At 69.0% G+C, this 16,738-nt stretch carries 11 protein-coding genes; 8 read left to right on the top strand and 3 right to left on the bottom strand.

Annotated elements, in window-relative coordinates:
• The first annotated feature begins 6 nt into the window (after nt 1-6).
• From Voc01_RS47745 to Voc01_RS47770, 6 genes are all read left to right on the top strand, one after another.
• On the top strand, nt 7-369 hold the full coding sequence (locus Voc01_RS47745) for a hypothetical protein (RefSeq protein WP_203934441.1): 363 nt from the start codon (nt 7-9) through the stop codon (nt 367-369).
• Entirely contained in the window at nt 366-4,451 is a 4,086-nt protein-coding gene (locus Voc01_RS47750; RefSeq protein ID WP_307781621.1) for an ATP-binding protein, read from the top strand. Before Voc01_RS47745 ends, Voc01_RS47750 begins: the two co-directional genes overlap by 4 nt.
• 4 nt (nt 4,452-4,455) lie before the next feature.
• Nucleotides 4,456-6,330, top strand: coding sequence for a DMT family transporter (locus Voc01_RS47755; RefSeq protein WP_203934502.1), 1,875 nt, complete (start codon nt 4,456-4,458; stop codon nt 6,328-6,330).
• A 195-nt stretch (nt 6,331-6,525) separates the two neighbouring features.
• Complete coding sequence (locus Voc01_RS47760; RefSeq protein WP_203934442.1) at nt 6,526-6,876, top strand: hypothetical protein; 351 nt, start codon at nt 6,526-6,528, stop codon at nt 6,874-6,876.
• The gene (locus tag Voc01_RS47765; RefSeq protein WP_203934443.1) at nt 6,873-8,009 is read left to right on the top strand and encodes a M23 family metallopeptidase; all 1,137 of its coding nucleotides are present in this window, start codon (nt 6,873-6,875) and stop codon (nt 8,007-8,009) included. The genes Voc01_RS47760 and Voc01_RS47765 overlap by 4 nt, the downstream gene beginning before the upstream one ends.
• Nucleotides 8,009-8,545 (top strand): hypothetical protein, encoded by a 537-nt coding sequence (locus Voc01_RS47770; RefSeq protein ID WP_203934444.1) that lies wholly within the window; start codon nt 8,009-8,011, stop codon nt 8,543-8,545. Before Voc01_RS47765 ends, Voc01_RS47770 begins: the two co-directional genes overlap by 1 nt.
• Before the next feature lie 3 nt (nt 8,546-8,548).
• On the opposite strand, the gene Voc01_RS47775 is transcribed toward Voc01_RS47770, so the two are convergent.
• A complete protein-coding gene (locus Voc01_RS47775) occupies nt 8,549-9,100 on the bottom strand; it encodes a hypothetical protein (RefSeq protein WP_203934445.1) in 552 nt (183 codons plus the stop codon).
• A gap of 380 nt (nt 9,101-9,480) precedes the next feature.
• Here Voc01_RS47775 and Voc01_RS47780 point away from each other — a divergent pair, with 380 nt between their 5' ends.
• Together Voc01_RS47780 and Voc01_RS47785 are read left to right on the top strand one after the other, a co-directional pair.
• Nucleotides 9,481-10,611 carry a WXG100-like domain-containing protein gene (locus Voc01_RS47780; protein WP_203934446.1) on the top strand — a complete coding sequence of 377 codons (1,131 nt, stop codon included), beginning with the start codon at nt 9,481-9,483 and terminating at the stop codon, nt 10,609-10,611.
• A 649-nt stretch (nt 10,612-11,260) separates the two neighbouring features.
• Nucleotides 11,261-13,942: a hypothetical protein gene (locus tag Voc01_RS47785; RefSeq protein ID WP_203934447.1), complete on the top strand. Its 2,682-nt coding sequence runs from the start codon at nt 11,261-11,263 to the stop codon at nt 13,940-13,942.
• A gap of 16 nt (nt 13,943-13,958) precedes the next feature.
• On the opposite strand, the gene folE is transcribed toward Voc01_RS47785, so the two are convergent.
• Nucleotides 13,959-14,639, bottom strand: a complete 681-nt coding sequence (gene folE, locus Voc01_RS47790; protein WP_203934448.1) for a GTP cyclohydrolase I FolE — start codon at nt 14,637-14,639, stop codon at nt 13,959-13,961.
• A 44-nt stretch (nt 14,640-14,683) separates the two neighbouring features.
• Nucleotides 14,684-16,690 (bottom strand): ATP-dependent zinc metalloprotease FtsH, encoded by a 2,007-nt coding sequence (gene ftsH, locus Voc01_RS47795; protein ID WP_203934449.1) that lies wholly within the window; start codon nt 16,688-16,690, stop codon nt 14,684-14,686.
• Between the last annotated feature and the right edge of the window lie 48 nt (nt 16,691-16,738).

The following is a 16,738-nucleotide window of genomic DNA, read 5'->3' on the forward strand; positions in this document are numbered from 1 at the left end:
CACCCGATGCGGCTGCGCACCGACGACGACATCTACCGGGCACGGCTGGTCTACCTCGGGCCGCCGGGGTACACGCTGCCCGTCCAGTTACCGTACGCGCAGTACGGCCTCTTCATGCTGCTGGTTCCGCTCTACGTATTCATCCACTACCTGTTCACATTCAAAGTCGAGCTCTTCCCGGCGTGGGAAATCGCATTGGCGATCGTCTCCACGTCGCTCGTCTTCCGCTATGTCGATCCGGATCGGCCGGCACGAATGGTCATCCGCACGGCGCTCACTGACTGGCGCCGCACCCGGGAACCACGTGCCGAACAGCGCGAGCCACGCCTCGTCGCCAGCCGAATTCGTATTCGGGAGGAGCTTGTATGACCACCCGCTTCGGTGGTGACGACGAGGCGACGCTCTCCGTCGACGTCGATTACGACGGTGGCCTGCAGGCCGCTGCCGACGACGGGCGGGTAGCCGTCTTCCACGGTCCGGAAGGGCGGCCAGCGGCCCCGTCGAACCATCCACCCGAGGTCGACTCCCCGTTCCTCGGCCTGTTCAAACGAGGCGAGACCGGCGGCCCGCCGGCCCGTCCCCGGAACGGCCGCGACGACGGTGGCTGGTGGACGGGCACCGACCCGTCCGGCCTGCCCACCATCGACCCCCTGCAACTCCAGCCCCTGCACGACGACCGGGGCGCACATCCGGCACCGCTGCCCCAGCCCGACGGCCAGTTGCACGACCCGTTCGGAGCCGGGCAGCCCTTCGGTCCCGCCGGGCCGGCGCACGACCAGTTCGTGGGCGGGCCGGCGCACGACCCGTTCGTCGGCGGTCCCGCGTCGGGGCCGGTGGCGCCGGCCGCTCCGCCTCCGGTGCCCGGTCCGGTGCCGTCCGGGCCGGTGCGGCACGGGCCGGGCGCGCAGCCAGTCCCGCCGATGCCGGCCGCTCCTCCCGTGCCGGCCGCTCCCATGCCGGCCGCTCCTCCCGTGCCGCCGGCACCGATGCCGGCCGGTTCCGGTCCCGCCGCTCCGGCCGGTCCCACGGCTCCGGCGGCTCCGCAGGGACCGTTCGGTTCTCCGGTCGCGTTCACCTCGGGTCCGGTGGAGCCGCACCGGGGAACACCGGTCGGTCCGGCCGGCACGCCGTTCTCCGGTACCGCCGTCGGCCCGCACGGAGCGCCGTCGCGGCCGGCCAACGGTCGCAACGGTGCGCACGTGCCGACGGCCCGACCCGAAGCGAACATGTTCGCGGCACCCGCGCCACCGCCGGCACCGCCGGTCGCGCCGCCGACCACCAACGGACCCACCTCGCCGCCGGGGTTCGCCCCGCCGACGTGGGCCGAGGGCGCGCCGCCCGGATCCGCTTTCGCCACACCGGTCGTGCCGTACGGCCCACCGGCTCCGCCGGTCTCGCCGGCTCCCCAGGCGCCGCCGCCGGTGCACCGGAACGGCTCGGCCGCCCCACCGTCCTCTGTAGACGGTGCGCGGTTCGCCGCGCACGCGGGTCCCGTGCTGTTCCCCGGTCCCACCGAACACGCGCGACAGCCGGCACCACCGCAACCACCGGCGGAGGCGTTCCCGACGCACACCGGCTACCCGCCGGTGCAGGTCGGATACGCGCCGGCGCAACCGGTCCAGCCGCTGCCGTTGCCCGAGCCCGACGAAGACGGCTTCATTCACGACGTGCCGCAACCATCGACGGCGCTCATGCCAGCGCCGACGCGCGAGCCCGTGCCGGCGCCGCACCGCGAGCCGGTGCCCGTGCCGCAGCGGGATCCCGTGCCGGCCAAGCGGCCGCGGCGCGAAAGCTCCGCGGAGCCCAAGCGGCCGCGGCGCAGCACGGTCGAGAAGGCGCCGAAGCCGAGGCACAAGGACCGCGATCCCGCGGTGGAACTGGCGATCACGGAGATCGCCGGGCACCTAACGTTCACCCCGAACACGGTGACGGCGTGGTACCGGCTGCCGGAGATCCGCTGGGCGTTCCGGCCGGACGCCGACCGGGAGTCGTTGCTGCTGGCCATTTCCGAGCAGTACTCCGGCCTCGCCGGCTTCCGTGTCCACTTGCGACGGACGACGCGGCCGTTCCCGGCCGACCAGTGGGCCCGCACCATCGACGCGCACACCGCGGCGCCGCTGCCGCAGGTGAACGGGGCGCCGTCGTGGGCCGACCACCTGGTCGCCGCGCAGCAGCACCTGATCGCGTTGAACCACGCGGAGGGCCAGACGTACCTCGGCATCACGTTCGCCCGGCGCACGCTGGGCGCGACGTTCGCCGAACGGGTCGGCAAGCTGTTCAACCGCGGCGTCGGCGACGCCGAGCGGCGCCGGATGTCGCGCACCGTCGAGCAGTTCGACGAGGTGCTCGGCGCGTTCGGCATGCGCGGTCGCCGGGTGACGGCCGACGAGCTGGAGTTCCTACTGTTCCGGTCGGTGGCGCTCGGGATGACGCCGCCGTCGTCGATGTCCAATGTGGAGCATGGATCGTGGGACCGGGGTGACCTGCTCGCGCTGACCGAGCAGATCGAGCGCTACCGGACCCCGTACGGCTCCACCGTGAAGCTGGTGAACCGGATGACCGGCGAGGAGCGGCACGTCGCCGTTCTCGCCGTGGGTCGCATGGAGCCGCTGGAGATTCCGGAGCGGCACGAGCCGTGGCTGCACTTCCACGAGCGGCTGCCGTGGGCGATGGAGCTGTCGTCCAGAGTGGACATTCTCGGGCCGGGCGACTCGTTCAAGAACCTGGAGCACCGGCTGCGGCTGATCCGGTCGCAGCAGCAGGACTACGCCGAGCACGGCATGGACTCGCCGCCCGAGCTGGAGCGGCTCGCCAAGCGGGCACTGACGATCGGCGACGACATGACCACCGGCCTGCCGGTGGACTCGTCGCGGGCGCACGGATGGCACCGCATCGCGGTGAGCGGCCGTACCCGGGAGGAGTGCCTGGAGCGGGCCCGCCGGCTCACCCAGTTGTACAGCCGCGAGATGCGCATCTCGTTGCAGCATCCCAAGAACCAGGACTGGCTGGCGCGGGAGTTCATCCCGGGCGAGCCGCTGGCGAACACGGGATACCTGCGGCGCATGCCCATCAAGCTGTTCGCGGCGGCGCTGCCGCAGGCGGCGTCCACTGTGGGCGATCGGCGCGGTGACCTGATCGGCCGCACGGCCGGCACGTCCCGTAGGCCTGTGTTCCTCGATCTGCATTTCCCGATGGAGGTCCGGGAGCGTTCGGGTCTCGCGGTGTTCGTGGCCGAGCCCGGTGGTGGTAAGTCGACGCTCATCGGTGCCCTGGGTTACCTGGCCGCCCGGCGCGGTGTGCAGGTGACGCTGCTGGACCCGTCGGGGCCGCTGGCGCGGCTGTGCCAGATGCCGGAGCTGAAGCCGTACGCGCACGTGCTGAACCTGACCGGTTCCGAGCAGGGGACGCTGGCCCCGTACGCGCTGATCCCCACGCCCCAACGGATGCACTTCGCACCCGGTGCCGAGGGCGACCGCGAGTTCGAGATCGCGTTGTCGAACGCCCGCGCCGAGCGCCGGATGCTGGTGCAGGACATCTGCATGATGCTGGTGCCGCCGCAGGTGGCCCGCGAGGCGTCGACGGCCACGCTGCTGCGGCACGCGGCCCGTCAGATTCCCGCGGAGGAGACGTCCACATTGGACGATGTGGTCCGCATCCTGCGCGAGATGGGCGACCCCGACGCCGCCGAGCTCGGCAACCTGCTGCTCGACGCGGCCGAGATGCCGCTGGCGATGCTGTTCTTCGGCAAGCCGCCCACCGGTTCGCTGGGTTCGGACGCCGCTCTGACGGTCATCACGATGGCCGGGCTGCGGTTGCCGGACCTGAAGATCGAGCGGGAGTACTGGTCGGCCGAGGAGGCGCTCGCGCTGCCGATGCTGCACACGGCGCACCGGTTGGCTGTGCGCCGCTGCTACGGCGGTGACATGTACCGCCGCAAGCTGGTGGGCCTCGACGAGGCGCACTTCATGGAGGGCTGGCGCTCCGGCCGGTCGTTCCTGGTGCGGCTGGCGCGTGACTCCCGGAAGTGGAACCTGGCGGCGCTGGTCGCGTCGCAGAATCCGCGCGACATCCTGGGGCTGGACGTCCAGAACCTGGTGTCGACCGTCTTCGTCGGCCGGATCGCCGAGGACACCGAGATCGCCGCCGAGGCGCTGCGCCTGCTGCGCGTCCCGACGGGTGTCGGCTACGAGCAGACGCTGGCTTCGCTGTCTCAGGTCGATGCGGCGTCCTCGCAGCGGCTGGGTTTCCGCGAGTTCGTGATGCGAGACGTGGACGCCCGGGTTCAGAAGATCCGCGTGGACGTGTCCTACGTCCCCGAACTCCTCACCTACCTCGACACGACGCCGACGTCGACCGTCGACCCGGTCCTGGTCACCCCGAAGGACCCACTGGCCCTCGGCCCCATGGACCCCGCAACACACAACTCGCGCGATTCCGAAGTGGAGGCGTGACGTGATGGGCGGAACAGGCCGCAGACGAACGGCCGGCAGTGTGCTGGTGGTGTTCGTGCTCGCGATGACAACCTTGTTCGGCGGAGTTCTGCCTGCGGCGGCCGCCCCAGCACCGGGCGACCCGGCAAAGGCCCCGAATCCATGCACGACCGAGCAATGGCGCGATCCGGGAAGATGGGAACAGTGCGTCAAGGACCTTGACCCGCTTACGAGCGACAAGGCGGGGTGTGTCAAGGCACCCACCCCTAGCACCCCGGACTCCGGAATGGCCGGATGGTTCGCGACCATGCCGTCGCAAGACCTTCGCGAAAGCGGGCGAACAGACCGCTACACCAAGTACGGCTATGCCGGATACGACTACACGACCTATGACCTCGAGGGTGGATGCGCCTCAACGGCTCTACATCCGGATTTCAAATTCGAGCACACGGTTGCGAACGGTGAATTTCTCCTCGCGACCTCGGTCATCGGTGCCTCCAACGCCGTTCGAGAGAAGGCATGGGTACCGGATTCGATGTGGGGTTGGGCAGACCCTCTCGTTGAAACGGCCACACGCGCAGTTTACGAGAAGGTCTTCACCGTATTCGGTGGAGTCACCCTGGCTGTTGTCGGTCTTTATCTGCTCTGGCGCTCGCGTCAATCGGACATGAGCGCAACAATGACCACGGTCGGATGGGCAATTCTCATCATGGTTGCCGTGACCGCAGTTGCGAAGTGGCCCACCTCGTCTGCAAACGCGGCCGACAACACACTAATGGCATCACTTGGCGTCATACACCAAGCGCTCGGGCCCCAAGACAAGACAATTTCGGCCGACCAGTGTCGAAACCCGAATGCGTCGGCATGCGAGGACAACCGGTCACCTGCTCTTCGGGCAAGCGACACCGTCACCGAGGGCCTCGTTTACAGAAACTGGCTGCGAGGACTGCTCGGATCTGCGGACAGCGAGACCGCCAAGCGGTACGGCCCCATTTTGTATAACGCCAAGTCTTTCTCGTGGAACGAGGCGGTTGAGGTCCGCAATAATCCCGAACTTCGCCAGAAGATCATTGATCAAAAGGCAGAGCAATGGAACAAGGTCGCCCAACAGATTGAAAAGGAAGACCCAGAAGCGTATGAATACCTTCAGGGCGAACGAGGCATGGACCGGATTGGCTCGGGGTTTATAGCTATCCTCGCCGCCGTTTGCTTCGCACTATTCGACCTTACCGCTTCCCTACTCGTGCTCCTCGGCTTCCTCATCTTCCGTTGGGCGGTGATTGCGCTGCCCGTGCTTGGAACCGTCGGACTCCTTCGGCCCGCGAGCACCGGAATTCGCCGACTCGCGAATGCCGTCGTTGCCGCGGTATTCAACATTCTCATCTTCGGCACCGGCGCCGCCATCTATCTCTTTGCAGTGAGTCTCATCATCGAGACGGACACGCTTCCGGGCTGGCTCCAAGTTGTTCTTATCCTTCTGACGGGGGTCGTCGGTTGGACGCTTCTGCGTCCCTACCGTCGAATCACCCAGCTTGGCGGGAAAGGTTCCACCGGCGCCCTTTCGAGCATTGGGGGCTGGCATCGGTTGTTCTTCCGGGAGGCTCGCAAGGCCCAGGAAGAAGAGCGCGAATCCGCCGCCGGTGGTTCCAAGCAGACGCCCGTTACCGTGCAGTCCGAGATTCGGCCGGAGGCCCGCGGCGAAGATACCGCCGTCGGGCAGCCTACGGCCCGGCCGGAGGATCGTTCGGCGCGCGATCAGTCGCCGGTTTCGGCGCCGGCGCAGGTTCGTCGGTGGGTCGGGTCGGACGATGACGAGCCGACAAGTTATGCCATTTACCGACCGTCGTCCCGTGAGGCGGCGCCCGTCAACCGGCCGGAGTCCGAGCCGGCGCGGCAATGACGGGAGGGCGGCGTGGCACGACAGATTCTTCGCCTTCTCGGCAGTCGGTACGGGTTGGCGTTGATCGGCATTGTGTTGGTCGTGGTCGTTGTGGGAGTGGCGCGGGCGTTTAGCGGACCGCAGGAGAGTGACGCCGTCGGCCCGCCTCCGCCGGTGCAGGTTTCCAGTTCGCCCGAGCAGCTCGGGGACGACAGCGTGGCGACGTCCGAAGGTCCGCCGTCGGCCACCGCGATCTCGGGCGTTCCGGCGCCGGAGAAGGTGGCGCTGGACTTCACCAACGCGTGGCTCCGGAGTACCGGCGTGACGAGCGCCGAGTGGGTCAAGGGCATGGAGCCGTACTCGACCAAGCGACTGCTCGAACAGTTCAAGGACGCCGACCCGACGTCGGTGCCGGCCGAGGCGGTTCGTGGGCCGGTGACGGTGCGTCCGCGGGACAGTCAGCTGGTCGAGGTCGACGTGCCGGTGACTCCGGGGACGCTCAAGCTCCGGCTGCTGGTCACCAACGGTCGCTGGTTGGTCGATGGCGTGTCCTGGGAGCGGTCATGACAGGTGAGGCCACGCTCGAGCCCCGCCGTGGTCGTGTCGCCCTCGCAGCGGCGGTCGTGGCGACGTTCGCACTGCTGTGTTGCGGAGGCAGCGTCTCCGTCTTCTTCCTCGGCGGGCTGTTCGACGAGGAGACCGACGTCTACGGGTACGGGTGCGGCACGGACGCCGCCGTCGTCGATCCGCGCGCCGGCCGTCTCCCCAGGGCCGGTCAGCTCGGCGACGAGCAGATGCGCAATGCCGCGGTCATCGTTCAGGTCGGACAGCAGATGAAGGTTCCTCCGCGGGGATGGGTGATCGCCGTCGCGACCGCGATGCAGGAGTCGCGCCTTATCAATCTGCCCAACCTCGGCAACCGTAACGACCACGACTCGCTGGGCCTTTTCCAGCAGCGGCCCAGTCAGGGCTGGGGCACTCCGGACCAGGTCCGCGATCCCCAGTATTCGTCGCGGAAGTTCTACGAGAAACTGCTCACGGTCCCCAACTGGGAGCGACTGGCATTGACGGATGCTGCTCAGCGGGTCCAAAAAAGCGCTTATCCGGACGCGTATGCGCAGCATGAACCGACGGCTTCTCTGGCCGTGAATGTGCTGACGAACGGCGGGGCCCGGGCGGCGGGCGGTGCGGTCGATCTGCGGTGTGTCGGGGCCGGCGAGATTTCGGCGTCCGGATGGGCCGCGCCACTGAAAGGCAAGATCGTGTCGGGATTCCGGACCGCCAGTCGGCCCACTCACCACGGCGTCGATATCGCGGCGAACAAAGGCACGCCGATTCACGCCTCGGCGGCCGGCACGGTTATCAGAATGCGCTGCGACGCGCGTCTCAACGGGCAGTCCATTTCCTGCGACCGCGACGGTTCTCCTCAAGTCAAAGGCTGTGGCTGGTATGTGGATATCCTGCATGCCGGCGCGGTCATCACCCGGTACTGTCACATGGTGAAGCAGCCGGACGTCCGGCTGGGGCAGTCGGTCGCCGCGGGTCAGCAGATCGGGGTCTCGGGCAGCAGCGGCAACTCGTCCGGTCCGCACCTGCACTTCGAGGTCCACCTCGATGGCGACCGGAGCAGCAACGGCGCCGTCAACCCGGAGGGTTTCATGCGGGAGGTCGGCGCGCCGCTCGGCGAGGGAACGGCCTAGTGCGCGGCGCCATCGAACCGGAGCCGATCGTCGCGACCAGGGCCGTCGACTGGCCCGATGTCCGCGGACATCGGGTCGTCGTAGGCCGTCCGGGGCAGGGCTGGCGGCGCGACCTGCGGGCCGATTCCGTTGTGGTTCAGGACGGACGGACACTGGTCCCGATCCTCACCGAGCACGACTGGTACCGCGCCGAAGCGGAGGACGTCGACGTGTTCGCGCCGCTGGTGCCCATCTCCCGGGTGTGGATCGAGGCGCCCAACGCGGAGGTGCGGGTCGACCACGCGGGTCCGGAAACGCGGTGGCCGGTCCCGGTCGACGAAAAAGCCTCGGTGACCGGGGGGCGAATCGTCTGCTTGGCGCCGGGTCCTACGCCGGGATTCGACCGGGGGCTGCGGGCGGTGAGCGAACTGCGTCAATCGGCGGGTGGGAGGACCACTTTGCTGGTGATGGATGAGCTTGACTGGTATCGGTGGGCCTGGAGCGGACGGATGCCTAAGGCGCTTGAGGTTTCGGCAGACAATGCCTGGGTCGAATAGGCGCTACTCGCGACGAGTTCCGCAAATACGCCACCCATCGTCGTCCTGTAAATCGAAAACCCATCGCTCGCGAGATCTCGAAGGTTCCCCATCGGCCTCAGGAACATCGATGAGCAGGCTTGCGCCGACGATCGCACTTGAGCCACGGATGTCACTTCTGAAGTCAGTCGCAGATACTGTGACAAGAATGTCGAACCGGCGCTCGAGCTCCTCTAAGCTCGTCAAGAGCTCTTGAAGCGGCTTACCTGGATCGCCAGAGTCGCATTCGAACAGTCTGGCGTGGTCGAGATCACGCTCATCAAAAACTGCGTTGACATACTGAAAGACCACAACAACCGGCGTGCTTCGATCGGTTCTGCTAGCGCGGTCGTACAGGACGTAACCCGCCACGCCGAGTACGACAAGCATCACCAGAGCAATAGCCCCCAACCCCAGAAGCCATCGCCGGCGGCGCCCCCTCCGATACTCGGCCTCCTCGTTCGCCGCCATCTCGTCGTACGGCGACCACTGCCGTTCCGCCTCTAGGCCATGCTCCCGCTGGGGATCGGGTTCCACGCATCCACCGTAACGACTCGCCACCCGCCGCCGGCAATCACCGTGCCAAGGGCCACAGGCAATCACCGTGCCAAGGGCCGCAGGCAATCACCGTGCCAAGGGCCGCAGGCAATCACCGTGCCATGGGGCGGGCTGCGGGCGCGCCGGCCGGGGCGCGCCCGCGCCATCCTCACCCCACCGTGAGGTCTCGCGGGACCCGTCGACCCCGACCGAAGAAGCTTCGCGGTCCTCAAGACCCATTTATCGGACAGCATGTGCGACCGACTTATCCACACCCGCTTAGCCGGTATTGTCCGAAGTTATCCACAGCAATGGACTGCCCCTTGTCCGACGCATCCCCAGAACCGTTCGATGTAAGAGCCCAACCTGGGGAGGACGACATGGGCTTCTCTGTTGACGCCGCCGCACTGGCCGGACTGCCACGCCAACTCGACCGGCTGGAGGAGGATGCGACGACCGCCCGCACCTACCTGCAGCGGTACACGCAGCTCAACGCCGGTGAAGGCATCATCAACCTGATCCTCGGCGGCCACCGCGAGGCGACCAGGAAGGTCAGCGAGTTCTACTGGCTGGTGAACGCGGTCGCCGACGGCCAGTCCCGGGCGGTCTCGTCGTCGGTGGCCCATTACCGCCAGACCGACGTGGCCGCAGCCGCGGCCTTCGACGCGAAACTGCCGACGGTCGCGTCTCCGCCGCAGCTCGACCCGGCTCTCAGTAGCGCCGGCTTCGTCGATCGCGGCGAGCCGCAGAGCGACCTGACCACGCCGAAGGACTACTCGACCGAGTACAGGTTCGAGATGAAGTGGCACTCCTACCTGAGCCCGACCAGCTACGTCCGCAACGTGATCTGGAAGGCGACGGTGCTGGCGGCCAGGTTCGGCATCATGGACAAGCCCATCGACATCTTCCTCGAGTGGCTGAAGCCCTTCCTCGGAGACTGGGACGCGTTCCGCGCCTGCGCCGACGTCCACGAGAACCTTGCCGACGCCACGGTCACGATGGGTACGAACATGCGCAGCGGCGCCAACGACTCCCAGTACGTCTGGACCGGCAACGCGGCCAACGCATGCCGACGCGACCTCGGCGGCATCGCGGACGCGCTGAACCTCGCCAACAGGAAGCTGACCGAGCTGTCAGCCGAGTACCGCAGCGTCGCCGAGTCGACCCGCAAGCTGGCCGAAGCGGTCGCGGCGCTGGTGGTGGTGGCCGCCGACCTGGCCGCGATGGCCCTGCTCTCCCTGACCGCCGCGGCTCGTGGTGGACCCGGCCCCACCCTGGCCGTCAACGTGGCCGTCGGCGCGAGGTCGATCTGGCAGGTCATCGAGATCGGCATGAAGATCCTCGACTCCATCAAGATCGCCGAGTCGGGCGCCAAGGCGTTCACGTCCGGCATGGACGGCTTCAACGTCATCGATCCGAAGGGACCCATGCCCGCCCTGGCCGGCGGCGCGACGCCCGCCTACACCCCGCCCGTCCACGGCGGCGGAGGCAGGGTCCCCGCGTTCACCTGAACCTCACCCCTTCACCGAGGAGCACTCCGATGAGCGTCCCCTGCGGCTCCGCCGCGCCCTTCCCCGTCCTCGACCGCCGCATCCGCGACGAGCTCACCGCTCACCGCGAGAAGGTCTTCGCCGCGCTCAGCCGGCATTCGGATCCGGCACTCCGCGAGATCGGTCGACTGCTCGCCGCTGGCGCGGCATCGCCGCAGCAACTACGCGAGGACCCGTTGCGCGCCGACCAGCTCCGGCGCATCGCACGAAAGCTCAAGGAGATGGACCCGCAGACGCGCGGACCGGGCACGAACCCCAGCGGCTCGCCGACGCAACCCGACGGACCGAACCGGCCCCCACACGGCTCGGGCGCGCAACTCACTCCCGTGGGTACCCCGTTCATGGGACCGGGTGCGCCACCCGTTCCCGCCGGCGCACCGGTCACCGGGCGGGATACGCAGCCCACCAGAGCGGGCGCACGATCCGAGGGAGCGAGCTCGTCCCACGACCGGGACGAAGCTGGTCACGCGCACCAAGCGGGACCTGCTCGCGAACCGACCACACCGACCCGGACAATAGTGCGGGAGGTGTGCCCGCCATCCGGCGGCGAGCCGACACGACCGGCGGGTTAGGTTACCGTTCCGGGCAAGGACTCGGCAGGGAGGGTCTCGTGGCACGGCTGCGCACTCGGGTCGAGCGGGCTGCTGTGCTGCACAGGCAGGCGGCCGCCGCGATCGCGGCGACGGCGAGCGCGGTTGACGGGTACTCCCCGTCCAGCGCCCCGGCCGAGCAGTACGCCGAGCAGCACGAACTCGCGGCGCGTCTTCGGTCGGCCGCGGCCGACCTGGTTCCCGGTTGGCTGGGATCGGGCCTCGACGCGGTGTCGGCCGCTACGCCGGCCGGTGGCACGGGGGTGCCGGCCTTCCTGCGTCTCGGCATGGCCCACCCTCTCGACGACGCCGCTTTCCCCGCGATCGCACCCCTCTTCGGGACCGGGCATCTCGCAATCGACGCCGACGCCCGCGACCCCCGGGTGGCCGGGCTGCTGCGCAGCGTGCTGCTGAGGTTGGTCGCGGCGGCCATCCCGGGTGCGCTGCACATCAGGGTCATCGACGCGGCCGGCGAGGGTGACACGATCGCCGCCTTCGCCGGTCTGCCGAACCTGCCGCCACCGATCACAGACCACCCGGGCATGCAGTCGGTCCTCATCGAGGCCGACCAATGGATCCGCAACACCCCACCACCGGGCACCGCCGCACCAGGCACCGCCGTATCGGGCACGGGCGTAGCAGGCAACGCCGTACCAGGCGCCACTCCACCGGGCACCGCCGTACCAAGCACCGCCGCACCAATCACGGCCGCACCGGGCAACGCCGCACCAGGCACCAAGAGCCCGGGCCCAACGCCGAACACCGCCATCCCCACGGGCAGCACCCCCTGGGCAGACACCAGACCACCCGCGAACATCCCCGGACGTCCCACCGAGCCGACCACCGAGCCGACCACCGAGGAACAGACCGAAAACGCGACCGTCGACGTCCCGCCGCCGGACCGGTACTTCGTCCTCGTCATCGCGTCACTTCCCGAGCTGACCGACGGGAACGACCTCGCCCGCATCGCCCACCTCGCCCGGACCGGGGTCGCCCACCGGCTGCACCTGATCGTGGCCGGCTGGCCGCCGCCACCGCTCACCGCCGAGACCACCCAGGCGCCGCTGCCGCACAGCACCCAGGTGTCGTTGCGCAACCCGTACGTCTGGGTGGGTGACCCGCCCGGGGCCACGTACTCGGGCAGCGGCGTCGGACCGGCGCGGCTCAACGCACCGGTGTACCTCGACCCCGAGCCTCCCGCCGACGTCATCAGGCGCGTCTGCGCCGAACTGGCGGAACAGGAACCCGGAAGTGTGGAGCCGCCGACGTGGGCGCCGTCCGCCCAGCGGTGGGGTGACTACATCCGCGCGGCCCAGCGGCTGGACGCCGCCCGGCGACAGGCGGCGAAGGTGGTCACCGAGCAGACCGCGGCCGTCAAGCGGGTGCGAGCCGAGCTGTCCACGGCCCGGCGGCAGGTCGCCGTGCAGCAGAACCGGATCGGCGACCTGATCCGCGACGGGCAGCCGGTCCCGTTGCGGCCCACGGCGACGGACCTCAGCGCCGCGGACGCCGCCCTCGGCCGCCTGGCCCAGGCCGCGTCCCAACGGGCCGCGGCCGCCCGTTCGGCCCTGACCACACCGACCGGCGGCTACCCCACCGTGACGGGCGGCATCCCCACCGGCGGCATGATCAACCCGGGGACCGGCACAGGCGGCTTCCCGGTAGTGACACCACGTCCGGGACCCGCACCGCACCCCCAGGCCACGTCCGGTTGGGCCCAGCCGGCCGCGTACGGGCGGACCGGCCAGGGACCGGTACAGGTCACCAGCCCGCCAAGGCCAGGCAGCCCTGCCCAACACCCAGCAAGACCAGCCGCCCCGGGCCAACACCCACCCAGGCCGGGCAACTCCGGCCAGCACCCGCCATCAGGCCAGCACCCACTGTCAGGCCAAGGCCAGCACCCGCCATCAGGCCAGCACCCACTGTCAGGCCAAGGCCAGCACCCACAGGCAGGCAGACCCAGCCCCGGTCCCACAGGAAGGCCACCCACCCCGGGCGGCTACGCGCCGGTGTCAGGCCCCGGCTATCCCCCGGTGTCAGGACCGGGAAGCCGCCCACCCGTATCGGGCCCGGGCGGACACCCACCCGTATCCGGCCCGGGCGGACACCCACCCGTATCCGGCCCGGGCGGACACCCACCCGTATCCGGCGTCCCCAACCCGCTCCACGTCAACACCGGCTCCTTCCCTACGGTGCACAGTGGCGCCTTCCCCGTCGTCAGTGCGCCGCCCGGTACCGGCGTCCATCCGCCGGCCAGTGCGCCGTCGGTGCCGGTGCCGGCCGGGCCGCCATCGGCGAATCCGCGGTTGCCGGAAGCGGCGATGACGATGATCGGGGAGGCACGGGCGACGCTGCAGCGGGCCGACGCCGAACTGTCGGACATCGACGCGCGTATCAAGCGGTCGCCGGGTGCCCGCAACGGCATCATCTACTTCTCGTACGCGGTGCTCTTCGCGCTCGCGCAGGTGCCGCTGCTGTTCATGCTCATCCTCGGCGGCGACGTCACGCCCCTGACGGTGACACCGTGTGCGGTGGTCCTGATCTTCCTGTCGTTCGCCCTCGCCTGGCTGACGATCGGGTTCGCCTACCGGGAACCCAGTGGGCAGCGGCCGCGGCGGACACCCGCGCTCGGGCTCGTGATCAGCCTGATCGCCGCGACACCCGCCTTCGTCAGCACGTTCTGGACCGTGTTCTTCAACTGAGGCAGAAGGAAACGGGTTAGCCGCGGATTATCAGGCTCATCGCCTCGGCCCGGGACTTCGCGTCGTCGCGGAGCATGCCGCGGACGGCCGACGTCACCGTGCGGGAGCCGCCCTTCTGCACGCCGCGCATCGCCATGCACATGTGCTCGCACTCCAGCACCACGATCGCGCCCCTCGGGTTCAGGCGCTCCATCAGCAGGTCGGCGATCTGCGCCGTCAGGCGCTCCTGCACCTGCGGGCGACGGGCGAACGCCTCCACCAGCCGGGCCAGCTTCGACAAACCGGTGATCCGACCGTCAGGGCCGGGCACGTAACCGATGTGCGCCACCCCGTGGAACGGCAACAGGTGGTGCTCGCAGAGGCTCGTCACCTCGATGTCGCGGACCAGCACCAGCTCGTCGTGGTTTGCCTCGAACGTCGTGGTCAGCACGTCGCGCGGATCCACCCGCAGGCCGGCCAGCAGCTCGGCGTACGCGCGCGCCACCCGGGCCGGGGTCTCACGCAGGCCGTCACGGTCGGGATCCTCCCCCACCGCGACCAGGATCTCGCGGACCGCCGCCTCGATGCGGGGCAGATCGACCGCCTTCTCCACCGGGCCACCCGCGTGACGACCGTTGATGATGCGCGCCGCGAGATAGTCCAGCTCGTCGGGGTCGGGCTCCGTGGAGGAGAACGAGACGGAAGAACGGCCGTCCACGCCGCTGAGCGTGGACCGGCCGTCCCGTTCTGAGCTGCTCAGTGTCAGCCGTCCGTACCGTCGGCGGCGGTCTTGGTTCCCACCGACACCGTGCCGGACTCGCCGGCCGGAGGCGGCGGAGGCAGGGCAGCCGCGTCGGAGCCGTTCGCACCGATCGCCGGCCGGCGACGGCGGCCGTTGACGTTGTACGGCGCCATCGGCGGACGCTTCTCGACCCGGGCGCAGATGCGCGCCATGTCGGCCTGGCTGACCGTCTCGCGCTCCATCAGCTCACCGACGAGGTTGTCGAGGATGTCGCGGTACTCGACCAGGATCTCCCAGGCCTCGTCGTGGGCCAGTTCGATGAGCGACCGCACCTCGTTGTCGATCTCGGCGGCGATCTTCTCCGAGTAGTCACGCTCGTGGCCGACCGTGCGGCCGAGGAACGGCTCGCCGTCGGTCTTGCCGTACTTCACGGCGCCCAGCTTGGCGCTCATGCCGTACTCGGTGACCATCGCCCGGGCCAGCCCGGTCGCCTTCTGGATGTCGTCACCCGCACCGGTGGTCGGCTCGTGGAACACCAGTTCCTCGGCGGCCCGTCCGCCCAACGCGTACGCCAGCGTGTCGATCATTTCGGCACGCGTCTGCGTGTACTTGTCCTCGGTCGGCAGGACCAGCGTGTGACCGAGCGAGCGGCCACGCGGCAGGATCGTCACCTTGTGCACCGGAGCCGAGTGCGGCAACGCCCACGCGACAAGCGCGTGACCCGACTCGTGGTACGCGGTGATCTTCTTCTCGTGGTCGCTCATCGCGCGGGTGCGGCGCTCAGGACCGGCGATGACCCGGTCGATCGCCTCTTCGAGCGCGTCGTTCACGATGGCCCGCTTGTTCTCACGCGCGGTGAGCAGCGCCGACTCGTTGATCACGTTGGCCAGGTCGGCACCGGTGAAGCCGGGCGTACGGCGGGCGACCGAGTCGAGGTCGACGTCGGGCGCGAACGGCTTGCCCTTGGCGTGCACCCGCAGGATCGCCTTGCGGCCCTCCATGTCGGGACGGTCGACGGCGATCTGCCGGTCGAACCGGCCGGGACGCAGCAGCGCCGGGTCGAGGATGTCGGGTCGGTTGGTGGCCGCGATCAGGATGACCCCGCCCTTGGCGTCGAAGCCGTCCATCTCGACGAGAAGCTGGTTCAGCGTCTGCTCACGCTCGTCGTGACCACCACCGAGGCCGGCGCCGCGGTGACGGCCGACCGCGTCGATCTCGTCGACGAAGACGATCGCCGGTGCGTTCGACTTCGCCTGCTCGAACAGGTCGCGGACCCGGGAGGCACCGACACCCACGAACATCTCGACGAAGTCGGAACCCGAGATCGTGTAGAACGGCACCCCCGCCTCACCGGCAACGGCACGGGCGAGCAGCGTCTTACCGGTACCGGGCGGGCCGTACAGCAGCACACCCTTGGGGATCTTCGCGCCGAGCGCCTGGTACTTGGCCGGAGCCTGCAGGAAGTCCTTGATCTCGTGCAGTTCCTCGACAGCCTCGTCGGCGCCCGCCACGTCGGCGAACGTCGTCTTCGGCATGTCCTTGGAGATGAGCTTCGCCTTGGACTTGCCGAAGTTCAGGACCCGCGACCCGCCGCCCTGCATCTGCGACATGAACAGCAGCAGCAGGATCACCAGCACCGCGATCGGCAGCAGGTTCACCAGGAGGCTGACGAAGATGCTGTCCTTCGTGACCTTGATGTCCCACTTCTCGATCGTGCCCGCGGCCTTCAGCTCGTTGAGCTCGGTGTACAGGTCGTCCATCGACTCGGCCGGGATCGACGCCTGGATGCGGTCGGTGTCGGTGCCCTTGACCTTCACCTTGTTCTTCAGAACGAGGTTGAGGGTCTGCTCCTTGTCTTCGACGAGCACCGTCTTCGCGTTACCGGAGCGAAGGTTGCTCAAGACGTCGGAGGTGTCCCACTTGGTGTAGGTGGGTCCGCCCGAGATCAGGTAGCTCAGGGCGACAGCGCCAGCGATGACCAGGATGATCCACACCAGCGGTCGGCGGAACAAGCGAGTACGTTCCATATCGTCGTCGAGCGCCGCGCGCCCGGCCCCTCCCGATCGGTGAGACAG

It is taken from the genome of Virgisporangium ochraceum, assembly GCF_016863655.1.
Taxonomy (GTDB): domain Bacteria; phylum Actinomycetota; class Actinomycetes; order Mycobacteriales; family Micromonosporaceae; genus Virgisporangium; species Virgisporangium ochraceum.